Annotated in this window: 17 protein-coding genes and 1 tRNA gene; 2 read left to right on the forward strand and 16 right to left on the reverse strand. The window is 41.4% G+C overall.

The genetic code is table 11. From position 1 onward, the window contains the following. Window positions 1–30: 30 nt before the first annotated feature. The 14 genes from rpsJ to ftcD form a co-directional block, all read right to left on the reverse strand. On the reverse strand, window positions 31–342 hold the full coding sequence (gene rpsJ, locus RT761_RS13110) for a 30S ribosomal protein S10 (protein WP_218111869.1): 312 nt from the start codon (window positions 340–342) through the stop codon (window positions 31–33). A gap of 39 nt (window positions 343–381) precedes the next feature. After that, entirely contained in the window at window positions 382–1584 is a 1203-nt protein-coding gene (tuf, locus tag RT761_RS13115; RefSeq protein ID WP_218111870.1) for an elongation factor Tu, read from the reverse strand. A 17-nt stretch (window positions 1585–1601) separates the two neighbouring features. Next, a complete protein-coding gene (gene fusA, locus RT761_RS13120) occupies window positions 1602–3698 on the reverse strand; it encodes an elongation factor G (protein ID WP_343073753.1) in 2097 nt (698 codons plus the stop codon). Window positions 3699–3716: 18 nt separating this feature from the next. Then, a complete protein-coding gene (gene rpsG / locus RT761_RS13125) occupies window positions 3717–4190 on the reverse strand; it encodes a 30S ribosomal protein S7 (protein WP_218111871.1) in 474 nt (157 codons plus the stop codon). Between the two features lie 15 nt (window positions 4191–4205). Next, window positions 4206–4580, reverse strand: a complete 375-nt coding sequence (rpsL, locus tag RT761_RS13130) for a 30S ribosomal protein S12 (protein WP_218111872.1) — start codon at window positions 4578–4580, stop codon at window positions 4206–4208. Between the two features lie 211 nt (window positions 4581–4791). After that, window positions 4792–9801: a DNA-directed RNA polymerase subunit beta' gene (gene rpoC / locus RT761_RS13135; RefSeq protein WP_425491280.1), complete on the reverse strand. Its 5010-nt coding sequence runs from the start codon at window positions 9799–9801 to the stop codon at window positions 4792–4794. 45 nt (window positions 9802–9846) lie between these two features. After that, window positions 9847–13593, reverse strand: coding sequence for a DNA-directed RNA polymerase subunit beta (rpoB, locus tag RT761_RS13140; RefSeq protein WP_425491240.1), 3747 nt, complete (start codon window positions 13591–13593; stop codon window positions 9847–9849). Between the two features lie 866 nt (window positions 13594–14459). Continuing rightward, window positions 14460–15299 carry an AmmeMemoRadiSam system protein B gene (gene amrB, locus RT761_RS13145; RefSeq protein WP_218111875.1) on the reverse strand — a complete coding sequence of 280 codons (840 nt, stop codon included), beginning with the start codon at window positions 15297–15299 and terminating at the stop codon, window positions 14460–14462. 4 nt (window positions 15300–15303) lie between these two features. After that, the gene (locus tag RT761_RS13150) at window positions 15304–16686 is read right to left on the reverse strand and encodes an NHL repeat-containing protein (protein ID WP_218111876.1); all 1383 of its coding nucleotides are present in this window, start codon (window positions 16684–16686) and stop codon (window positions 15304–15306) included. Continuing rightward, complete coding sequence (locus tag RT761_RS13155) at window positions 16673–17260, reverse strand: lysophospholipid acyltransferase family protein (RefSeq protein WP_218111877.1); 588 nt, start codon at window positions 17258–17260, stop codon at window positions 16673–16675. Before RT761_RS13155 ends, RT761_RS13150 begins: the two co-directional genes overlap by 14 nt. Before the next feature lie 215 nt (window positions 17261–17475). Further along, window positions 17476–18249: a class I SAM-dependent methyltransferase gene (locus RT761_RS13160; RefSeq protein WP_343073794.1), complete on the reverse strand. Its 774-nt coding sequence runs from the start codon at window positions 18247–18249 to the stop codon at window positions 17476–17478. Window positions 18250–18453: 204 nt separating this feature from the next. Continuing rightward, window positions 18454–18531 (reverse strand) — tRNA-Pro (locus RT761_RS13165). A gap of 101 nt (window positions 18532–18632) precedes the next feature. Further along, window positions 18633–19118 (reverse strand): Hsp20/alpha crystallin family protein, encoded by a 486-nt coding sequence (locus tag RT761_RS13170; RefSeq protein WP_218111879.1) that lies wholly within the window; start codon window positions 19116–19118, stop codon window positions 18633–18635. A gap of 86 nt (window positions 19119–19204) precedes the next feature. Beyond that, window positions 19205–20110 carry a glutamate formimidoyltransferase gene (ftcD, locus tag RT761_RS13175; RefSeq protein ID WP_218111880.1) on the reverse strand — a complete coding sequence of 302 codons (906 nt, stop codon included), beginning with the start codon at window positions 20108–20110 and terminating at the stop codon, window positions 19205–19207. A 705-nt stretch (window positions 20111–20815) separates the two neighbouring features. Here ftcD and RT761_RS13180 point away from each other — a divergent pair. Next, window positions 20816–20992: a hypothetical protein gene (locus RT761_RS13180; protein WP_218111881.1), complete on the forward strand. Its 177-nt coding sequence runs from the start codon at window positions 20816–20818 to the stop codon at window positions 20990–20992. Next, window positions 20982–22457, forward strand: a complete 1476-nt coding sequence (locus tag RT761_RS13185; RefSeq protein WP_218111882.1) for a sodium:solute symporter family protein — start codon at window positions 20982–20984, stop codon at window positions 22455–22457. The genes RT761_RS13180 and RT761_RS13185 overlap by 11 nt, the downstream gene beginning before the upstream one ends. Window positions 22458–22865: 408 nt before the next feature. Here the strand turns inward: RT761_RS13185 and RT761_RS13190 are convergent, their stop codons facing one another. Together RT761_RS13190 and RT761_RS13195 are read right to left on the reverse strand one after the other, a co-directional pair. Continuing rightward, window positions 22866–23513 (reverse strand): protein-L-isoaspartate(D-aspartate) O-methyltransferase, encoded by a 648-nt coding sequence (locus RT761_RS13190; RefSeq protein ID WP_218111883.1) that lies wholly within the window; start codon window positions 23511–23513, stop codon window positions 22866–22868. Next, window positions 23513–23791 carry an acylphosphatase gene (locus RT761_RS13195; RefSeq protein ID WP_218111884.1) on the reverse strand — a complete coding sequence of 93 codons (279 nt, stop codon included), beginning with the start codon at window positions 23789–23791 and terminating at the stop codon, window positions 23513–23515. Before RT761_RS13195 ends, RT761_RS13190 begins: the two co-directional genes overlap by 1 nt. Window position 23792: the final 1 nt, after the last annotated feature.

Genomic DNA, 23792 nt, shown 5'->3' on the forward strand with positions numbered 1-23792 from the left:
TCTATTTCTCTCCTTCCGTTCCCACCGTTTCTACAGTTTAATTTCAATGTCAACTCCAGCCGGTAAATCAAGATGCATTAACGCATCAACGGTCTTTGGATTCGGTTCTAATATATCAATCAGTCTTTTATGAGTTCTTTGCTCAAATTGCTCTCGAGATTTTTTATCGACATTAGAAGAACGCAATACCGTATATTTAACAATATCAGTTGGCAAGGGAACTGGACCAGAAACCAAAGCTCCAGTCTTTTCCGCAGTCTGAACTATTCGTAAAGCTGATTGATCTAATATTTTATGGTCATAGGCTTTCAATTTTATTCTTATTTTTTGTGCCACTTTCATGCCTCCCAGTAAAGGAATTTCCCAAAACAGGCAAATGAATTACTCAGTAATATCAGTTACGACTCCGGCTCCGACGGTACGACCACCTTCACGAATGGCAAAGCGGAGACCTTTCTCCATTGCAATGGGGTAGATGAGTTTGACATCGAGGTCAGCATTATCTCCTGGCATGATCATCTCGACCCCTTGGGCAAGCTTGATCTCACCGGTGACATCGGTGGTCCGGAAATAGAACTGAGGACGATAGCCGTTGAAGAACGGAGTATGACGACCCCCTTCTTCTTTGGTGAGAACGTAAACTCGTCCTTTGAAGACGGTGTGGGGAGTGATGGAACCGGGAATGGCCAAGACCTGACCCCGTTCCACTTCTTTCTTCTCGGTGCCACGGAGGAGCACTCCGATATTGTCACCCGCCTGGGCTTCATCGAGGAGCTTGCGGAACATTTCAATTCCGGTGACGACCGTCTTTTTGATGTCATGGGAGAGACCAACGATTTCAATCTGATCTCCGAGATGGAGCACCCCTCGTTCCACTCGTCCGGTGACCACAGTTCCGCGTCCGGTGATGGTGAAGACGTCTTCAACCGACATGAGGAAGGGTTTATCCAGTTCCCGTTGGGGATCAGGGATATAGCTATCCAGGGCATCCATCAGTTCCCAGACACTCTTGCACCACTCACAGTCCCGTTTGCCACAACCACATTCCAAGGCTTTCAAGGCGCTCCCTTTGATGATGGGGATATCGTCTCCAGGGAACTCGTAGCGGTTGAGGAGATCGCGGACTTCCATTTCCACCAGTTCCAAGAGTTCCGGGTCATCGACCATGTCGATCTTGTTCAGGTAGACCAGGATGTAGGGGACTCCGACCTGACGGGCGAGCAGGATGTGTTCCCGAGTCTGGGGCATGGGACCGTCTGCTGCGGAGACGACCAGGATGGCACCATCCATCTGGGCAGCACCGGTGATCATGTTCTTGACATAGTCAGCATGGCCGGGGCAGTCGATGTGGGCATAGTGCCGTTTCTCGGTCTGGTATTCCACGTGAGCGATGGCGATGGTGATGCCTCGTTCTCGTTCTTCAGGAGCCTTGTCAATCTGGTCAAAGGGAACATAGCTTGCCATCCCGAGTTTGGAGAGGGTCTCGGTGACGGCAGCGGTGAGAGTCGTTTTCCCGTGGTCAACGTGACCGATGGTTCCGACGTTGACGTGGGTTTTGGTTCGTTCAAACTTTTGTTTCGCCATAGGTATCCTCCTCTTTCTTACCTCAATTTATCAATAATTTCTTTCATCATATTCTCAGGCACTTCTTCATAATGAGAAAACTGCATGGTATAAGTAGCTCTTCCCTGGGTAACCGAACGAAGAGCAGTTGCGTAACCAAAAAGCGAAGCCAAAGGAGCCTGGGCATTGATAACCTGTAATTCTCCTTTGCTTTCGATTCCTTCAATTTTTCCTCTTCGGGCGCTTATATCTCCAATAACATCACCTAAATAGTCTTTTGGAGTAATAATTTGCACTTTCATAACCGGCTCCAAAAGGATCGGTTGAGCTCTTTTTATCGCATCCCGCAATGCCAGAGACCCGGCAATTTTAAAAGCGATATCGGAAGAGTCCACTGGATGATAAGAACCATCAACCAAACGAACCCGAATGTTCATGACTGGGTAACCAGCAATAACACCATTATCCAGTGATTCTTTTACTCCAGCTTGAGCCGAAGGAATATATTCTCTTGGTATTGCTCCCCCAACAATTTTATCTTCAAAAACAAAATTATCTTCACAGGGTTCGATCTCTAAAACAACATGGCCGTATTGTCCTCTTCCACCGGTTTGGCGAACATAGCGTCCCTCTCCTCGACTACTTCGCCGGATTGTTTCTCGGTAGGCAACTTGAGGTCGACCCACATTGGCCTCGACTTTAAACTCTCGTAAAAGACGGTCGATGATGATTTCAAGATGTAATTCTCCCATTCCCGAAATCAACGTTTGACCGGTTTCCTCATCAGTTTTTACCTTAAAAGTCGGATCTTCTTCAGCTAATTTTGATAAAGCTAAACCAAGTTTTTCTTGATCGGCACGAGTTTTGGGCTCTATTGCGACCTCGATTACTGGTTCAGGAAACACCAGTGTTTCTAAAACGATAGGATAACGTTCTTCGCAGAGGGTATCGCCGGTAGTTGCATTTCGTAATCCCACAATACCACATAAGTCTCCAGCTTTTACCATTTGTACGTCTTCCCGTCGATTCGCATGAATGATCAAAATTCGGCTAACTCGCTCCTTTACTCCTTTATTACTGTTATATACATAAGTACCGCTTTGCAGTTGACCAGAATAGACTCGGAAAAAAGAAATTTTCCCCGCATGGGGATCCATATTTATCTTAAAAACCAAACCCGAAAAAGGCTCTTTCTTCATGGGAAGGCGTTTTTCGGATTCATTGGTTTTCGGGTTTTTCCCTTCAACTGGCGGTAGATCAAGTGGGGATGGAAGATACCAAACCACTGCGTCTAAAAGAGGTTGAATGCATTTATTACGAAGAGCCGAGCCACCTAATACCGGTATAAATTTTCCGGTGGTCGTTCCCTTCCGAATAGCTTGACGTATTTCTTGAGGATTTATCTCATTTCCATCCAAATATTTTTGCATGATGTTTTCATCGATCTCGGATATTGCTTCCAGAAGTTTATCTCGATAGATTAAAGCTTCTTGCCGATAAGCATCCGGGATATCTACCCAATCAAATTCCATCCCATTACTGTCTCTTCCATAAATAAAAGCTTTCATTTCAATTAAATCAATAACACCAATAAAGTCGCTTTCTTTTCCAATGGGAATTTGGGTTGGATGAGCGTTCGCATTTAATTTTTTACGAATAGCATTGACGACCGCAAAAAAATCAGCACCAACCCGATCTAATTTATTAATAAATGCAATTCGAGGAACTCGGTAATGGTCTGCTTGGTGCCAAACTGTTTCTGATTGTGGCTCTACACCGCCAACTCCGCAAAATACCGCTACTGCACCATCTAACACCCGAAGGCTTCTCTCTACTTCAACAGTAAAGTCCACGTGGCCTGGCGTATCGATAATATTTATCCGAGCATTATTCCAAAAACAAGTGGTCACCGCTGAACTGATGGTAATTCCTCTTTCTTGCTCTTGGGGAAGGTAATCCATGGTTGCCATTCCCTCATGGACTTCACCCACACGGTGAATTTTTCGGGTAAAAAATAAAACTCGCTCAGTAACCGTTGTTTTCCCGGCATCTATGTGAGCCATAATCCCTATGTTTCGAACTTTTTCTATATTCAATTGTTCAAAATCTTGTTCCTGATTGAGGTTACTATTCAAAAAAATAAAGCCCCTTTCCTAAAACCACCGATAGTGGGCAAATGCTTTATTGGCTTCTGCCATACGATGAGTGTCTTCTCTTTTCTTCGACGATGCCCCTGTCCCATTGGCGGCATCAATGATTTCATTGGCTAATTTCTCGGTCATGGTTCTTCCAGACCGTTGACGGCTATAGTTGACCAACCATCGAATACCAAGACTTTTGCTTCGTTCGGGACGAACTTCCATAGGCACTTGGTAGTTAGCTCCGCCAACCCGCCGAGCTCTCACCTCAACTAAAGGCATTACATTATTCAAAGCTTGAGAAAATACTTCTAATGGATCGCGTTTCGACTTCTCACGAACTATCTCAAAAGCATCATAAACAATTTGCTCTGAAACACTCTTTTTTCCCTTGAGCATGATCTTGTTCATTAATCGTGCCACATCAATACTGTTATATACTGGATCTGGTTGGATTTCTCTTTTTGAAACCGGACCTTTTCTCGGCAAAACCCTTCACACTCCTTATGATTTTGGTCTTTTCGCTCCGTATTTTGAACGGCTTTGTTTACGATTCTCAACACCAGCCGTATCTAGCGTTCCACGCACTATATGATACCTCACACCAGGAAGGTCTTTCACACGACCACCACGAATAAGGACTAGGGAATGTTCCTGAAGATTATGTCCTATTCCAGGAATATAAGCGGTTACTTCGATTCCATTAGTCAAACGTACACGAGCGACCTTCCGCAATGCCGAGTTGGGCTTCTTAGGAGTAATAGTCCATACCCGGGTACACACTCCTCGTTTTTGAGGAGAGCTTTTCAAAGCAGGAGCACTGCTTTTCTTTTTTGGCTGCTTTCTGCCTTGTCGAACCAACTGGTTTATGGTCGGCATATCGTTCCTCCTTCTGAATATCTTACTCTTGTGAGTTGAATATATTTAATTTCTAATATTTTTCCCTATTTCTTTATACCATCGGAGTTTCAACGGTATCCTCAAGTGCAACGGAGCAATTTTACCAGCATTAAAAATGAATGTCAACTGGAAGTTTTAGTATTTTATAAAAAAGTGGGAGTGATGAGCTCCCACTTTTTTATCCTATTTTTCAATCGTCCAAAATACTATCTTCTTTGCTGTCATTATCATCGATTTGATTTTCAAAATGGCCGAACTCTTCAGAATCCTCGTCAACTTCCTCATCTTCAGTTCTGTTTCGATCGGGATGAAGGATATCTTCAATATCGATTTCTTCCTCGTAATTCATCAGCTCACGAAGATCGACACTTTGGTCTCCGTGAAGAGTCAATTCACTTGAACCTTCGAGTTCTTCGGTTTCCAGTCTCACCTTTCGATAATTAGGGAAACCAGTTCCAGCTGGTATAATCTTACCGATTATTACATTTTCTTTTAATCCTACCAGTTCATCAACTTTTCCTTTTATTGCTGAATCCGCCAAAACGTGAGTTGTTTGTTGGAAAGAAGACGCCGACAGAAAGCTCTCAGTCGCCAAAGAGGCCTTGGTAATTCCCAGAACGACTGGTCTTCCAGTTGCTACCTGTTTGGTGCCTGCCAAATAGACCACATTTTCAACCAAGCTTTTTATTTCCGTTTCGGCATCCACTTCTCGTATCAACAGAAACTCGACATTATCGTCAGCAATTTTAATGACTCCATCGCGATCGATGGTTTGCCCTGCTTTGATCAGAACTGAGCCGTTTTCTTCAATAGAAATATCTTGGGCAGCGACTTTCCCTACGACCTCCCGCTCTAAAAGTTCACTCAATCGTCCTTCAATGGAAAAGAAGCGTCCATCACCCAGTTCGACTTCTTTAACATCTTCCATAACCAAACGCCGTGCCACTGCCCGGCTTATTTGCTGACCCGAGGCGATTATCAAATCACCGCTTTTTGGACTGATAATATCTTTTTCTACTTCTTTCCCAAGAATTTCTTCACGTAATTCCCGAATTAAACTTTCTTTAATTTGGAAAGTCTCTACATTCTTCCAGATCGCTATCCGATCGATATTATGAGCTTCAATGATATCTTGATGTTGTGCTTCTATTTTTGTATTGGCGTTGAGAACCACTTCTCCGGTTTTCTGATCGGTCACGTCTTCGGCTAAAATGGCACCTTTTAGTTTTTCCCAGGTCGACTTCTCTCGGGTTCGAAGAATGACCGGACCCAAATCAGCGATATGTTCAACCTTCTGCTCACTGATCACTTCACCGGCTTTAACCAAAACCGTCCCTTCTTGATCAAGGATGTCATCAACACTCACCTGGTCTTTTAATTCAGATTTTAATGGGCGGTATCCTCGAATCATTTTATAGGGTGTCTGATCATTATTAATGATATAAAAAGGCTTGCAATCGGTAGATAGAATAAGCCTTAACTTTTCCTCGTCTATTCCTTCTCCTTTTTGTACAATCGCTTCACCCGTAATATCAAAAGCCGGTTCTCGCAAGGTGAATCCTTCAAAAAGCGAAAGTGCTTTTTCTAAAACCAATCGGTTTTCTTCATTAATTCGATTATTTTCTTGCTCAAAATCTTCTATATGAACCAGTTCTCCGGAAAGGAGTTCAGTATCACCAGCATTCTCAACCATAACCTTATTTAGACGAGCAATTTGTCGGACAATGGTTTCGATGTGCTTATCGTTGATATTCACCCCTTGTGAGAGATAAACCGATTGAATTTCTTCAACCAAATGACTTTGGACCTCTCGTATTCCTTTGATTCGAAGGATATCTCGAGGATTAATTGGACCCAAGGTCAATCGATCACCAGCTTTAACCCGAACGTTTTCATTAACCTTAATCCGAATATCGGGTGGAACCAAATACGCCCGAACTGATTGATCAGCTTCATCGTCATCGGGACGAACCATGATTTTCTTTCGGTTTCCAATAGCTTCAATCTTTTCTACTTCCCCATCAACATCGGATAGGATAGCGGCCTTTTTTGGTTTTCGGACTTCAAACAACTGCTCGACTCGCGGGAGACCCTGAGTAATGTCTTCCCCGGCAATTCGAATTCCTCCGGTATGAAAGGTCCTCATGGTCAACTGGGTACCTGGTTCACCGATTGATTGGGCGGCAAGAATTCCAACCGACTCTCCAATATCAACCATTTTACCAGTCGCCAAGTTCCTTCCATAACATTTGGCACATACCCCATATCGCGCTTTACAGGTAAGAACTGACCGAATTTTTAATTCACGGATATTATGTTCAAGAAGTTTCTGGATTATATCTTCATTGATTTCTTCACCAGCAGCCAAAAGGAGCTGATCAGAATCAGGAACATAAACATCGTTGAGAACCATCCGGCCTAAGACTCTTTCTTCAAAATATTCAATAATATTATCATTTTCATCTTTTAAGTCTCCGATAATGATTCCATCATCGGTTCCGCAATCAATCTCACGAACAATCATATCCTGTGATACATCAACCAGCCTCCGGGTTAGATAACCTGATTTTGCCGTTCTTAGTGCCGTGTCAGCTAATCCTTTCCTTGCACCATGAGTAGATATAAAGTATTCCAGTACCCCCAGACCTTCACGGAAGTTGGCTCGAATTGGGTATTCAATAATTCGACCGGAAGGATCAGCCATCAATCCTCGCATTCCTGCCAGCTGGCTGATTTGCCGAATGCTTCCTCGGGCACCAGATTTCGCCATCATATTTACTGGATTAAAATCATCCAGTAATTCCAAAATAGCCTCAGCGACTTTATTGGAAGCATCAGTCCAAATATCGATAACCGACTGTTCTCGTTCTTCTCCGGTAATCAGGCCTTCATTATAATGGTCGTTGGTATCGCTAACCCGCTGAGTTGCATTTTCAATGATTGAGAATTTTTTTTCTGGGATTTCCAAGTCCACAACTCCGATGCTGGTTCCTGATTGGGTAGCATATCGAAAACCTAATTTTTTAATTCGATCAAGGGTTTCAACGGTAATCTGATTCCCAAATTTTCTAAAACATGAATCAACAATATCCGATAGTTTCTTTTTGGTCATTGGATCATTGTAATAAGACATCCCCTGAGGAAGAACCTGATTAAAAATCACCCGGCCAATTGTTGTCATAGCCACGTTGGGGTCTTTCTCTTGAATTTCTCGAATATAAATTGGTTCATGAAGATCGACTTGTTTGTATTCAAAAGCCAGGAGTGCTTCATCTATATCAAGAAATCGTTTCAGAGCTGTTTCTTTGGTTACTTTCCTCATTAAGGTCAAGTAATAACAACCTAAAACCATATCTTGAGTTGGTACTGCAATCGGTCGTCCTGACGCTGGAGATAAGATGTTATGAGATGAAAGCATCAGAATTTCCGATTCAGCTTGAGCTTCTGCGGAAAGCGGAACATGAACTGCCATCTGATCACCATCGAAATCAGCATTAAAAGCCGGACAAACCATGGGATGAATGTGAATGGCATTGCCTTCTACCAATACCGGTTGAAATGCCTGAACGCTTAATCGGTGTAGGGTTGGCGCTCGGTTTAGGAGAACTGGATGTTCAGCAATAACTTCTTCTAATACTTCCCATACTTCATCGCGGGTTTTCTCTACCATTCTTTTGGCACTCTTGATATTATGAGCATGACCTTTATCGACTAAGCCTTTCATGATAAAAGGTTTAAATAGTTCTAATGCCATTTTCTTGGGGAGACCACATTGATCGAAGTTCAACTGAGGTCCGGCGACAATAACCGAACGGCCGGAATAATCAACCCTTTTCCCTAATAAATTTTGGCGGAAACGACCTTTCTTCCCTCGTAACATATCGCTGAGTGATTTGAGTGGTCGATTGCCCGGACCTAAAACTGGACGTCCTCGTCGTCCATTATCAAATAGCGCATCGACAGCTTCCTGAAGCATACGTTTTTCATTTTTTACAATAATGTCAGGAGCTCCAAGCTGTAATAACCTTTTTAAACGATTGTTTCGGTTAATCACTCTCCGATAGAGGTCATTTAAATCTGAGGTTGCAAACCGACCACCATCCAGCTGAACCATAGGACGCAAATCGGGCGGAAGCACCGGAACCACTTCCAATATCATCCACTCTGGTCGATTTCCCGATTTACAAAAGGATTCAACAACTTGTAATCTCTTGATGATTTTCTTGGCCTTTTGGCCGGTTGCTTCTTTGAGTTCTTTTCGTAAACTTCGAGCCAGAGTCTGAACATCCAAAGTCCGAAGAATTTCTCTGACCGCTTCGGCTCCAACACCACTTTTAAATTCGCTATCATAATGGGGAAGCAATTTCGCTTCGGTTTCAAGGATCATCTGGGCTTTTTTCAAACCGGTTGACCCTGGATCAATAACCAGATAACAAGGCTCCTCAGCAGTATCAGTCAAGATTTCTTCTTCAAAGAGGTCACCATAGACTTCCCTTAATTGATAGACTTCCGATTCAGAAATTTCTTCATCGCGTTGATAAGGAAATACTCGGACATCGATCACTTCATAGCGATTATTTTCTAATTCTTCTACCGTGAAGCTTTCTTTATATTTTGTACGGAATCGAGTTAATTCCTTGGTTGAGAGTTCATCGCCAACCGAGAAGGGAAGATTGTGGACTTCAGTAATCCGATGAGCAGTCTCGGCTTTAAAGTTTGGATCATACTTTTGATGAATCCGATATTCAGTATCCCGTATAATTGTTCCTGGCTCAAGATAGGTCGAACCTGGTTCGATAACTTTATAACAGTCTTCTTTTTTTCTTCCTGAAGCAAAATAGAGAACTTTCTCCAGGTTTTTGGGAAGAACACCCAAAAGGAGAGCCATTTTACTGGGAATACTTTTAAAATACCAAATGTGCGAAACCGGAGCAGCCAGTTCGATATGTCCCAGACGAGCCCTTCTTACCGAAGAACGAGTGATTTCCACTCCACAACGGTCACAGACGACTCCCTTATGACGAATTCTTTTATACTTTCCGCAATAACATTCCCAGTCTTTGGTTGGTCCAAAAATCTTCTCACAAAACAAACCGTCTTTTTCCGGCTTGAGGGTCCGATAATTAATGGTTTCGGGTTTTTTTACTTCCCCTCGAGACCATTTGCGGATTTGCTCGGGAGAAGACAAACCAATTTGCATAGCTCCAAGATCATTGACATCTATCAAGGGTTTTTCCCCCTTCTTTTATTTTTTCTCTCGTCCCTGGAGATTAACACCTAATCCAGGCATATCATCTTCGGCATCTTCCATTTGTTCGATGGAAATTTCCTTTTTCTTGGAATCAAACACTTTCACATCGAGACATAAACTTTGTAATTCCTTAACCAAAACCTTAAATGATTCCGGAACTGATGGTTTAAGTACGTTTTGACCTTTAACAATTGCTTCATAGGCTTTTACTCTTCCAACAATATCATCGGATTTCACCGTCAGAATTTCCTGTAATGTATAGGCAGCTCCGTACCCTTCTAATGCCCACACTTCCATTTCTCCAAAACGCTGTCCACCGAATTGGGCTTTACCTCCCAACGGCTGCTGGGTTACTAAAGAATACGGTCCGGTTGAACGAGCATGAATCTTAGTTTCAACCAGATGGGCAAGTTTCATCATATATATATAACCAACTGTCACTTCATTATCGAAAGGTTCACCAGTTCGTCCATCATAGAGAATCACTTTTCCATGCGGAAGGAGATTAAATTCCGGAGATATCCTCTCGTCAAAAGTAAAAACCGGATACCGGTTTTCCTCACTGATGGTTACATTTTTCAATGCTTCTAAAATTTCTGATTCTTTTGCTCCGTCGAAAGGAGCGCTGGCGATTAATTCATGTTCTTTATTAGAAACCCAACCCAAGTGAGTTTCTAAAATCTGCCCGATGTTCATACGAGAAGGAACTCCTAGAGGATTGAGAACAATGTCAACCGGTGTACCATCAGGGAGGAAAGGCATATCCTCCTCAGCAAGAATCCTGGCTATTACCCCTTTGTTTCCATGGCGACCGGCCATTTTATCCCCAACAGTAATTTTTCTTTTCTGAGCGACAAATACCTTAACCAGTTTATTGACCCCTGGCGCCAGCTCATCATCATTTTCACGAGAAAAGACCTTTACATCAATAACTTTGCCATATTCTCCATGGGGAACCCGGAGGGACGTATCGCGTACTTCTCGGGCTTTTTCTCCGAATATTGCCCGAAGCAATCGCTCTTCGGGAGTAAGCTCGGTTTCTCCTTTAGGGGTAACCTTCCCGACTAAAATATCTCCCGGTTTCACATCGGCTCCAACTCGGATAATTCCTTCATCATCCAGATTCCGAAGAATTTCATCTCCTAAATTGGGGATGTCACGAGTAATTTCCTCTGGACCTAACTTAGTGTCTCGGGCTTCGATTTCATACTCTTCAATGTGAACCGAAGTAAAAACTTCTTCTTTAACCAATCGTTCGCTAATCAGAATGGCATCTTCAAAGTTCTCACCTTCCCAGGGCATAAAAGCCACTAAAACATTTCTCCCTAAGGCAATCTCACCCATTGAAGTACAAGGTCCATCAGCAATAATCTGTCCAGTTTCAACATACTGTCCAACTCGAACGATCGGTTTTTGATTGATACAGGTACTCTGGTTGGACCTCTGAAACTTTTCTAATTCATAGAGATCGATATCGCCATCATCTTTTTCAATCTCAATAAAAACCGAATCAACTTGTTTCACTATTCCACTATTTCTGGCAACAACCGTTGCACCTGAATCTTGGGCAACTTTATATTCCATTCCCGTCCCAATGAGAGGCGGCTTGGAAACTAATAGAGGAACCGCTTGACGTTGCATATTGGTACCCATCAAAGCTCGGTTGGCATCATTGTGCTCTAAAAATGGAATGAGCGATGCCGAGGCACTAATGATCTGTTGAGGCGAAACATCGATAAAATCAACTTTTTTGCTTTCTACCTCTACAATTTTCGAACGGAAACGAACCACGACGTTTTCATCGTGTATCATTCCGTTCCCATCGATGATGGTATCGGAAGGGGCAATATGATAGCGGTCTTCTTCATCAGCGGAAAGATACCGAATTTCATTGCTTAAACGTCGATTTTCAACTTTCAAGTATGGGGTTACAATAAAGCCATATTCATTGACCTTTGCATATATGCATAGAGAGGTAATTAAACCAATATTTGGTCCTTCCGGAGTTTCTATTGGGCACATTCGTCCATAATGGGTATAATGGACATCACGAACCTCAAAACCTGCCCGTTCACGGCTTAACCCCCCAGGTCCCAAAGCACTCAGTCGTCTCTTATGGGTAATTTCCGAAAGTGGATTGATTTGATCCATAAACTGGGAAAGCGGGCTACTTCCTAAAAACTCTTTGATGGCAGCTACCACCGGTCGAACATTAATCAGGTTTTGGGGAGTTGCCGAATCGGTGTCAGGCTGAATGGTCATTTTTTCTCGGATGACTTTTTCAACTCTCAGTAACCCAGTGCGGAATTGATTTTGTAAGAGCTCCCCCACTGGTCGAGCTCGTCGATTTCCCAAATGGTCGATATCATCATCATAGCCAACGCCGTTCAACAAGTTGAGGAGATAGCGAATGCCCCCGACTACATCGGCCCGACTCAAAATCCGTCCCTTTTCAGCCCAAATACTTTCTATTCCATGAACTCGCAGTGTCCTTAAGGCTTCCAAGGTTACAATATCACCTTTCTTGAGCAGGATCTCTCCAGTCTCCGGTTGAACCACATCCTGGCTTATTGTTCTGCCCTCCAAATCATCACCAACTAATTCCAATTCATCTTCGCGCTCAATAAATACTTTTATGATTTGATCTTCGTCGTTATAAACTTGTATGTAATCGATATTATATTCTTGATTCAACTCCTCTAAAGTAAGAGCTAATTGCCGTCCAATTTTGTCTCCTTTACGAAGGAGAATTTCATATCGAGAAGGATTATCCTCATCAATTGCTGCTTGATTACGAAGACATTGATGTTCTTCATGGTCAAGAATAATATCCTCAGCTCCGACAAACTCTTCGATTCGTACAATGCGTTCTTCTAATTTAAGTTTATTATTTAGCTTATATCGACCTACTTCGCCAAGGTCATAACGGCGGGGGTCAAAAAATAAATATCTCATAAAATCTCGAGTATTCTCTTCAGTTGGTGGTTCGCTGGGACGCAGGCGCCGGAAGATCTCCATAACTGCTTCTTTTGGGTTTGAAGTGGTATCTCTTTCCAATGTTGCTTGGATGTAAGGAAGGTTATCGAACAGTTCGAGGATTTCCTCGTCATTAGAAAACCCCAAAGCTCTGATCAAAGTCATAGCATTGATCTTGCGCCTCTTATCAACGCGAACAAATAGGATTTCTCCCGGGTCTATTCCAAATTCCAACCAGGCACCACGGTTCGGTATGATCTTAAAACCATATTCGATTTTTCCTGTCGGTGTTATCTCTTTGCTAAAAAATATTCCTGGAGATCGAATGAGCTGCGTTACTACAACACGTTCCGCACCATTTACTACAAAAGTTCCCTTATCAGTCATGAGTGGGATTTCACCCATATAGACATCTTGTTCCTTTATTTCATTGGTTTCTCGGTTGATTAATCGAACCCGGGCAAACAACGGTGCAGCATAAGTTCGTCCCCTGTCCTTGCATTCACGAACTGAGAAAACTGGCTTATCCAAGCGATAATCGATAAATTCCAGCATAAGTTTCCCGGTAAAATCCTGTATGGGAAAAATTTCGGTGAAAACCTCTTGCAAGCCATGCCTTTTTCGCTTTTCGTGAGGAACATTTGCCTGTAAAAATAGGTCAAATGACTTTCTTTGTATCTCAATAAAATGGGGAAGTTCGGCATATGAAGTTACCTTTGAAAATGTTTTTCTCTGAATGTATCCAGAATTCACCCAGCACACCACCTTTGTTGAAAATTAAAAAAAAGAAATTACTCTCCAAACCAAATCAGTTTTTCATCATCATTAAACTGTGGCGAAACGGTGTAAGTTTAAAATGTGGAATATATGAAATTCACAATGCACAGGTAAAAAAAATAAGAGGACAAAACGATTGATTTTATCATCGATTTGTAAGATAATAATAACACCCACTCAGTGAAAATTTGGAACGAATTGAAAAAATGGTGTTCCAAAACGAAAGAACCGACAATTTACTATAATATTTTATTCCTTCTCATCTGTCAATATCTTCTTGTAAATTTTTCTAAATTTTTTTTTAAATCCTCTATTTTTCTAATTTTATGAATGAAGTCAGTTTCTTTTCCCTTCTTTCTAAGTGGGAAATCTTCTTTCTTTTTTTCCTCTCCCCTGGTGGGAGAATTTCTTCCTTTTCTTTTTTTCCTCTCCCCTGGTGGGAGAGGATTAAGGTGAGGGGGATTTTTTTAAATTTTCTTCGTTTGCTTTACTGAGAGCAACTAACCGGGATCTGAATCTTAAGTCTCACCCTCATCCCAACCTTCTCCCATCAAGGGAAAAAGAACTTTGAAAAATCAAGGTGAAAAGTATTTGTAGATATGCGTCATCCTGTGCCCTCGCTTCTAGAAGGCATGAGTATCTCATCTTTTAATATTTTTTCTCCCCTTAACTAGGAGAGGCTTTTTTCATGGGTTTCTCACTACCAAAGTTCATCAATTCTTAATTTTTTTATTCGACTCACGACTCACGATTCACTGCTCATGGCTCACTGTTTTGAGGGATGAGGTTGACACGTCGTCCGGCAAAAACACTGGGTTTCTCAGAATATCAAAGTAAATTTAAAGACCCCACAACTATTGAGGAAAGGCTATGGCAGCGTACCCAACCACCTGGTCATACTGGCCGTTGATATCACCACTGGTGGCATAGCAAAGAAGAGTACCTCGGGGCGAATGGCGAATTTTTTGAAATTCAATTAAAGTACCAACCCCACCTGGCCCACAGATAGAAACTTGATTCCGATGAATACAGTGAAAAAATTCATCCCCATCAAGACGAACAATATTATCAATACAAATTAAATCCTTCTCACGAGCCATTGTGTCGGATTCATAATGAGTAAAATCGGTACTAGCGATTATTACAATTTTCTTTCTTTGTGAAAACTCATTGATTACCTGGCTCATTTTCTGCGCGGTTTCCATGGTCTGATCTAGAAGAGAAATTGGACAAATTTTAAAAGGAAAAGGAATAAATTGTTGGAGAAAAGGAAGGTGTATCTCACACGAATGCTCATATTGATGGGCACGATCATCGATGCTAAAAATCCCCGAAGATGACACAAAATAGTCCACCATTTCCTGGTCAACCTCAATCTTCCCCAGTGGGGTGATCCATGATTCGGCTGAACTTAGCGAAGCTCTTCGTCCCAAACCTCGGTGATTGGGTCCAATGATAATAAAAGTATCAATCGGGTCGATGCGAGAAAGAACAGCATAAGCCCAGGAAGCAACTGCACCAGAAAAAATTATCCCTGCATGAGGACAAACCACCCCATTAATCGCGGTGGGGAATTCCTGATCAATTTTTCCAGAAGCTCCGAGTTCTGATTCATAAACTTTTCGAATGAGACTCTCTAATTCATTTTTATTCTCTGGATAAAAATAACCGGCAACAGCTGGACGTCTCTCCATTTTCTTACCACCTCCTTGTACGAGCTATGCGAATTCTATATAACACAAACAATAAAACTAAAAGCATAACTAAGAGGATAATGAGAAAAAGATTAGACCCACCCAACATCAAAAATGATGTCCAGACATAGGGGATATAAGCTTTCTTATAACCATATTGTATTGATTTACGATAAAAGTCTTTTATTATTGAAGCTGGTTGTGTTGCCCGAGACAGAGTAGCTTTTCGATAGTAAAGTTTCCCCAATTCTTCTGACCAGGTAGATCGATTTTCCTCATCTATCATCCAGAGATTTTCGGCTTCAACAATCATATTCTCTAAATCATCTTTTTTCTGGTAGGCAGTATAAAACAGGGCACTCAATTCAGGGAGTTGTCTTTTTTCTGGAGAAAGAGAGGCAGCTTCTCTTAAAAATTCATCGATCTTGTCTTTGGACAATAATGATGCTAGATACGCTTCCCGGTTCATTAAAAAAGTCATATCCAATTTAACAATTCGATTATTACCGGAGTCTGCTACCCAGAGATAACCGTTGCTATCAATCCAAAGCCCTTCAGGATTGAGGAGATAATCACCACCAATTCTATCGACTATACCAATCAGCTCGCCTTGAGTATTGTGAATCTTCAAACGATTATTTCGATAATCAGAAATAATCACTGTTTCATCTTTAACGATTACATATCGAGGCCGATCTAACTCATCTGGACCGCTACCCCCTTTTCCTATACGAAAGAGATAATTTCCTGCTGGATCAAATACCTTCACAGTATGATGAAGGGTATCGGTCATCCAGATTCTTCCCTGGGAATCAACTGATACACCCCGAGGATAATAGAATTCATCATCTCCCATTCCTTCTTTTCCAATGGTCCTAATTAGATTTCCGTCTTGATCAAAAACCACAATTCGCGAATTCATAGTGTCAACGAGATAAATTTTGCGGTCTTCATCCATCCAAAGACCCCGTGGTTCATTCAGCGTAATTCCCTGAATTTTAAACTCTCCAACCGGTGCGAAAGTAGAACCATCCAATATTCGAATCCGGTTAGCTTTCTGCTCAGTAAGATAGAGGCGATTACTCATCGAATCATAAACCATCCCTACCGGCCCTTCCAAACCAGGTACAATTTTTTGGGTTTTTCCATTTTGATCGGTGATAACCAGACGGTCGTTTGCCCAATCGCAAATTAGTACCAGATCGCTCCCCTCTTGCACCAAAACAGCAACTGGATAATTCAAATAGGGGGTTTTTTGGTCAGTGACTTCTTCTATGCTCATTTCAATTTTGTCGATTTGAGCTTGAACCGAAGAACCGATAACAACAACCATAAAAAAAGTGATGAAACCTGTTAGGTACCAATTGAGCTTTTTACCGGTCATCATGAATGAATTCCTCCATCTTTCTTTTTAATCTTTCCTCCCATTCAAACTGATTGAGACCGTTTTGGGAAAGAGGTCCAGAAAAATGAACCTGGATTGGATGAGGTTTGGGAAACTTCGCACCGCGGGGATAGCTTTCAAAAGTCCCGGTCACCCCAGCTACGACTACATCTGCTTTGGCTTTCATCAATAATTTTATCGCACCGGAACGAAAATCACCAACCTCACCTTGGTTTCTCGTCCCCTCAGGAAAAAGACACACCACTCTATTCTCTCTCAAGAGAGAAAATATCCTTTTAACCGCACTCCGATCAGCTTCACCCCTCCGTAAGGGAAAGGCTCCTAACTGATTGAGGAAAAATCGGGCAACTGGATTTTGAAACAACTCTTCTTTAGCGACGAAATAGACTCGCCTTGGGCAAGCACAGCCGATAACTATGGGATCCAAGTAGCTAGCGTGATTAGAAACGATCAAACAGGGAGTCGATTTTGGAAAATTTTGCCGGCCAATAACCCGAAAGCGGCAAAAGAGGTAAAGAAGAAACAAACCCAAGTATTTACTGATGTAATAAATCATAAAACCCTCGGCTTTTTAAAAAAAATAAACCACCAAACCTATGGGTATTGTAATTCTATTCTTGAAGGCTGTAAACCAGATGATATAAAAAGCAAAACGATTATGAATTATCAACAAAGAATTAATTTTACTTAGATAAGGAAGAATGTATGAAGGTTTCCAAATTGGTAAGTCTACCCTAAGGCGCTACACAAAGTGAGGGCGTACTTCATTTTTTATATTTTTTTCCCAATATAAAAAACATATCCATAATACTGTTTATATTTTGAATACAACTCCGCTTCATACTTCATATATTCAACAAAAGCCTCAGCGGCTTTATTTCCAGCATTTTTTTCCAAAAATGCTTTTTGTATTGCTTTTTGCGGAATAAAAAAAGTATCCGTCCAGCATTTTTCAGACAATGTAAATGCGGCAACAAAACTATAACCGGCTTTTTGCATTATTGAAATATTATGCCCTATTGTACCAATTTCGGGAACAGCATTAACCCAAAACTTTTCAATTTCATTGGGTCGTTCATCGGTAAACCATGACTCATATGTTACAGCAATATAACCGTCTTTTTTTAGAAAGCCTTTCCAATAATTCAAGCCTTTTTCAAAACCTATATTGGCAATAGCCCCTTCAGACCATATAACATCAAATTCTTCATTTTGAAAAGGTAAATTATCCATTGAACCGACAATTCCTTTTACTCTATTCTGTAAACCAAGCTTTGCAGCGTTTGTATTAAATTTTTTAATAAAATCAGGAGAAAGATCAAGACCAGTAATTGTTCCTTTGGTGTTTTGTGCAAGAGTCATTGTTTGACCGCCTGTTCCACAAGCAAAATCTGCAATATTTAATTCATTGGAAAAATTGTCAATAAAACTTAAAGCCCTAATAGTAGACTCAGGACTACCAGGCCCTTGCCGTTCCAGCCTTCCAAAATAATCACAAATTAAGTTTAAATCAAAATCGTGAATTAATGTTTTTTCGTTTTCCATATGCAAAGTGATTTTTGGATTAATTGAGCCTTTCCCTTTCATTCAATTTCTCATCCTCTTAATGCCGGTTTCGAGTCTTTCTCTTTCCTCATGAAAAAGCCTTGGGATTCAGTATTTTTTGCAGACAATGATTTTAAGAGGTTTGTCCAGATTCCACCCGAAGGGCTCGAAAAAATTTTTATAAAAAAATGCTCATATTCGATATGGTCGGGGCGAGAGGATTTGAACCTCCGGCCTCTTGAACCCGAGTCAAGCGCGCTAACCAGACTGCGCTACGCCCCGATAGATTTAAACTATAGCAAAAAAAAGACATCCCTTCAACCGGTCTAATGGTTTTTTAAACAAAAAAATGGCGGGCAGATTGCCCGCCATTTCACCGGCTTTTATTTAGTTTCTATTTCAACCTTTTTTGCCTTGGGTTTACTCGGTTCACTTTTAGGTAAGGTAATTTTTAAAATTCCATCTTGATAATTCGCTTTCACTCCCTCTTGATTTACTTCAGCTGGTAATCCAATTACTCTTTCGAAAGTTCCGTGATATCGTTCCATAATGCAGCAACCGGTATCTTTCTGTTCCCATTCATCCTTCACTTCTCCACGAATTTCGATCCTATCTGGTGTGACATTGATATCGATGTTCTTAGGATCAATTCCGGGGAGTTCAGCTTTTAAAGCAAACTCTGTATCGGTCTCCGTCAAATCGATCGGTGGATAATTGCCTCTTCTTAGTGGTACGTTCGCCAGTGAAAAATCAAACAAATCGTCAAACATGCGATCGATATCGGAACGGAGATCAAATACATCCCAAAGTCGACGAACCGGTCGTACTAACCTGTCTTCCCTTTTTACCGGTAGGGATCTGTTCACCATATTTCGTACCCCCTTCATGTTTTTTTTATTTACGACCTTATTATAATCAAAGAAGGTCAAATTGTCAAGACTAATGTCAAATATAGTCAATTTTTTTCTAAAAAATGATACTCTAAAACCTGGGATATTTTTAAATCGGGAATAGAAAGATAAAATCCAACAATATCAACCAAACACTCCAATGGTACCAACCCGATAATTTCTGACCCTTGAACTTCTATACCGTAACGACGGGCTTCTATCTTTACCAATTCATAAGCCTGAACAACCGTACTCATTCGATAATTTAACAGGTTCATTGATATTTGAACCAAATCTCGACTTCCTAAGTTGACACCGATAGCTTTGACTCGAGTTAGCCCTCCATACTCTCCTCTTAACTTTCTAGCGATTTCTTTGGCAACTCCTCTGTCCTTGCTTTTTAAATTCACATTAAAAGCTACCAGTGGATTTCTAGCACCGATTGCTACGGCTCCGAGGGTTGGATGAAGACGAGCCAGTCCATAATCTGGCTTTCGGTCAGCAATTCGATGTATCTCTTGTTTGAGACTTTCATACCCGCCTCTCCTTATCAGAGACAAATTGACATGTTCTGGTATCAATGCGGCTTCACCATATAAATAGACTGGTATCAAGTATTTCTTTGCAACTTCTTTCCCGACACTTTGAGCTAAAGCAATACAATCTTCCATGGTTGCACTTCCCCAGGGTGTAAAAGGAATAACGTCAACCGCACCTATACGGGGGTGTTCTCCATTGTGATGGGAGATATCAATCGTTTCAAGGGCAATTTCAAAAATAGCAAAGACCGCCTTGGTAAGGCTTTTCTCGTCTCCCAATAGACTGATTACTGAACGATTGTGGTCGATATCGGATGAATAATCAGCAATTAAACATCCCGGAATTTGTCCAAGACTCTTGGTCATTTCATTGATAATATTCTCATCAGAACTGCTGATATTAATTGCACTTTGGATGATTTTCCTTTTCATTTTCGACTCTCCTTTTTATCCTGAAAATACCGGAGCCTTTTTTTAAGGTAATTCTTTTAGAGCAACCAACCCGGATCTCATCCTGGGCTTTCACCCTCATCCTGACCTTCTCCCATCAAGGGAGAAGGAACTTTTAGTCGTCATTGCGAGACCTGGTTTTTTGAGGTTGTGGCAATCTCATGATTCATCTTTTATTATGTGTTGAATTGTAGTATTGAAAAGATGAGATTCTATCCTGTAAATAAAGATATTAGCAAAAAATTGAACAAAAAAACTGAGAAAGGCACACCCCCCTGAATCCCCCCTCAATGGTGGAATGAATTCAACAATTCCCCTCCGTGGAGGGGTGCCGCTTGCGGGGGGAAAGTGTCTTTTGGTTTTTCCTGGTTAAAATGAAAGTTATAAAAAATTTCACAATGTCTTTTTATCAGAGCTTTATTTTTTTATCCGGTTCACAGTTCACTTCTCACGATTCACTGATTCCTATAAATGAGATTGCCACGTCGCATAGGACGCTCCTCGCAATGACGGAGCAGGAAAAAACTCAAATCCCCCCTCAATGGGAGAATGAATTAAAATAATTCCCCCTGCGCAGAAGGGAAATTGTTGAATCGTCATCATATGTTTTCTCTATGATTCTAAACCTTTTTATGCTTAAATAGTAGGAACAATTTTTTGATTCAATAAAGCAATCGGAGGAAGGCAATGAAAAAATACTTTTTTGGGTATTTTCCCTTGGTTATTCTTGCCTATTTAATTCCTTTTACCTTACTGCAAAAAGTTCATAAATTCTATGGAAGTTTTTTATTCTGGATCGGATATTCTTTAATAGCAATATATCTTATGACAAAAATGATGGATCACTGGAAAAATGAAAATTGAGCTCATTTGGATCTCAATAGTTATCTATATGGTTTGGGGAACTTTAATCGCTCTTCTATCCCGCCGGGGAGGAGCAACTGGAGTTGTCGATTACTTCCTTGCCGATCGGAAACTAAAAGGATATATTTCCACCCTCTCCTATAGCGCAACAACCTACAGCGCCTTTATGCTGGTTGGTTTAGCCGGGCTAACCTATAAAGGTGGCGTTGGGGCTCTCGGCTTTGAGCTCATATACCTATCCGGTCTTTTTTGGGCAGTTCTTTTTGGCCCTTATTATTGGCGTGCAGGGAAACATTATAATTGTGTAAGCCCTGCTGAATTACTTAGCACTCGCTATCAAAATAAAAAAGTTGGTGCCGTATCAGCGTGGATTTCTCTCGTTTTTCTGATTCCCTATTCTTCAATTCAATTGATGGGAATAGGATATCTATTAGAGACTTTATCAAATGGAAAAATATCCTTCTTCTGGGGCGCTTTGATCGCAACGCTGATCACCTTGGTTTGGACCGAAATCGCCGGACTTCGTTCAGTAGCCACGACCGATAGTTTACAAGCTGGGATTATGCTAGTTAGCTCAATTATCTTCATATTTATACTCATAACTAAATATTTAGGAGGATTCAATAACTTCCTTCATCAAATTGAAGTGAACTACCCACTATGGTTATCCGTTCCCGGAAACGGCTATTTTGGTTTTCATACTTTTTTAGGATTATCTCTTCCTTGGTTTTTTTTCAGCATATCCAACCCCCAAGTCGCACAGCGATTATTCGTTCCTTCTTCTCTTCCCAAAATGCGGTCAATGATAAATGGTTTTCTCGGCTATGGCTTGGTTTATACTCTCATTACCATTCTAATCGGATTCTGCGCTCTCCTACTTTTCCCCGGTCTTTCCAACCCTGATCAAGCAACACCAACCCTGCTTGCCCAGCTCAAGGTTCCGCTTATAATTGTCTTGCTAATGATTGTCGGGATATTCTCAGCAGCCATCTCAACCATCGATTCGGTGATGTTAACCATCTCCTCCATGTTCGTTCGTGATATTGTTCGTGCTCAGCGGGAAATCCCTGAAAAACAACAGTTGGCAATCGCTCGTTGGTTTATTTTAATTTTAGGAATAGGTATCTTTCTTTTTGCTATTCAGCGTTTTAATCTTATCGCTGTTCTTTCCGTTGCCTCTTCAGCCGGGCTATTGGCCACGGTTCCTTCGACCATAGGAGGATTTTTGTGGAAGAAAGGAAGCGCATTTGGAGCTCTCAGCAGTATGATAGGAGGTGCCGGTATTTCTCTTGTTCTTCAAGTTACCTCCTGGAAACCCTGGGGATGGTGGCCAGGAGTTTGGACGATTATTATTGCGACCCTCATCTACATCTTTATGAGTTACGCGAAACCGGCAACAATCAATCAGGAATTCTTTAAGGTAATTCAGCAAAGCCAGCCAAAAAATACCTCATTCTCCCATTAAGGGAAGATGAGTTCTTTATTCCGCCATCCTCACCTTCTCCCATCAAGGGAAAAGAAACTTCTTGTCGTCATTGGAGACCTCGTTTTTTGAGGTCGTGGCAATCTCTTGAGCCATCTTTTATTATTTGTAGGATTGTGGAATGGGAAAGAATGAGATTCTCGCGTCGCCCGGTTAAAGCACCGGACTCCTCAGAATAACGAATTGGTTAAATAGAGATTGCCACGCCGTCCAACCAAAAGACGGTTGGCCTCCTCGCAATGACGAAAATTAGAGTGGTTTGATAAAACAAACCACATTAAAATACTTTTAAAATTAAGGGCAAGAATTTATTGTGTCCGATGGTTAAAGGACGGGATTCTCGCGTCATAAAGTATATGCTTAGAAATAAAGGATTAGGATGCCGGCTTTTTAGGGGGCGTTTTCTATCAGTGGAACAAAAACAACTGACCCATGTTTTTCAATTTGCAACGATCCTTTTTGCTTTCTTCCCCGAATAAGAGTTTGACGAAAATCTCCTCCCAAAGGAAGAACAATGATGCCACCTTCTTTTAATTCCTCAACCCAAATCGGGTATATCTCATTGGCATAAGCAGTGACGATGATTTTGTCGAATGGAGCGTATTCCGGAATTCCCCGACTTCCATCACCTACAAAAAAATTGATATTACTATAATCAAGACTTTCTAAAACCTCTTCGGCTTTTTGGGCCAATTCTTCGATGCGCTCTATGGTATAAACTTCTTTGCCCAATTCTGCGCAAACTGCGGTTTGATAACCCGAACCGGTTCCAATTTCTAAAATTCGATCAGTTGGTTGAATTTCTAACAATTCTGACATCAAAGCAACTATATAAGGTTGTGAAATGGTTTGTCCTTCACCAATGACTAAAGGAGTATCTTGGTAAGCATATTTCTGGTAAAATTCAGGGACAAAAACATGTCGAGGAATTCTCAGCAGTGCTTGGGTTACTCTTTGGTCTTTAATATTCCGGGAGATGATTTGTTTTCGAACCATATTTTCCCGTTCTTGAAGTGTTCTGGCATTATCTATTTCCATTAGTATTCAACCTGAAATGTTTCATAATTTCCCGAATAAGGCAACCACTCCTCAAAAATATCACGGATTGATGCGCTCACTGGTCCCTCGCGAATTTCCCGAAAGAAGCTTTCAACTTCGGATTTCTCTCCTTCAGCAACCACTTCCACTTCACCATGGTATAAATTCTTGACAAATCCTGTAACCTCAAACCCGGAGGCTCTTTTTAAAACAAAATAGCGAAAACCAACCCCCTGAACACGACCCCTGAAAACCAACCTCCCCTGAATGTACTTCACT

The organism is Atribacter laminatus, from assembly GCF_015775515.1.
Lineage (GTDB): Bacteria > Atribacterota > Atribacteria > Atribacterales > Atribacteraceae > Atribacter > Atribacter laminatus.

Bases quoted from the DNA above. Each gene is read 5' to 3' on its own strand.
- rpsJ (WP_218111869.1), bottom strand. From the start codon at position 342: ATGAAAGTGGCACAAAAAATAAGAATAAAATTGAAAGCCTATGACCAT.
- tuf (WP_218111870.1), bottom strand. From the start codon at position 1,584: ATGGCGAAACAAAAGTTTGAACGAACCAAAACCCACGTCAACGTCGGA.
- rpsL (WP_218111872.1), bottom strand. From the start codon at position 4,580: ATGCCGACCATAAACCAGTTGGTTCGACAAGGCAGAAAGCAGCCAAAA.
- rpoC (WP_425491280.1), bottom strand. From the start codon at position 9,801: ATGCAAATTGGTTTGTCTTCTCCCGAGCAAATCCGCAAATGGTCTCGA.
- amrB (WP_218111875.1), bottom strand. From the start codon at position 15,299: ATGGAGAGACGTCCAGCTGTTGCCGGTTATTTTTATCCAGAGAATAAA.
- RT761_RS13150 (WP_218111876.1), bottom strand. From the start codon at position 16,686: ATGATGACCGGTAAAAAGCTCAATTGGTACCTAACAGGTTTCATCACT.
- RT761_RS13155 (WP_218111877.1), bottom strand. From the start codon at position 17,260: ATGATTTATTACATCAGTAAATACTTGGGTTTGTTTCTTCTTTACCTC.
- RT761_RS13160 (WP_343073794.1), bottom strand. From the start codon at position 18,249: ATGGAAAACGAAAAAACATTAATTCACGATTTTGATTTAAACTTAATT.
- RT761_RS13170 (WP_218111879.1), bottom strand. From the start codon at position 19,118: ATGGTGAACAGATCCCTACCGGTAAAAAGGGAAGACAGGTTAGTACGA.
- ftcD (WP_218111880.1), bottom strand. From the start codon at position 20,110: ATGAAAAGGAAAATCATCCAAAGTGCAATTAATATCAGCAGTTCTGAT.
- RT761_RS13180 (WP_218111881.1), top strand. From the start codon at position 20,816: ATGAAAAAATACTTTTTTGGGTATTTTCCCTTGGTTATTCTTGCCTAT.
- RT761_RS13185 (WP_218111882.1), top strand. From the start codon at position 20,982: ATGAAAATTGAGCTCATTTGGATCTCAATAGTTATCTATATGGTTTGG.
- RT761_RS13190 (WP_218111883.1), bottom strand. From the start codon at position 23,513: ATGGAAATAGATAATGCCAGAACACTTCAAGAACGGGAAAATATGGTT.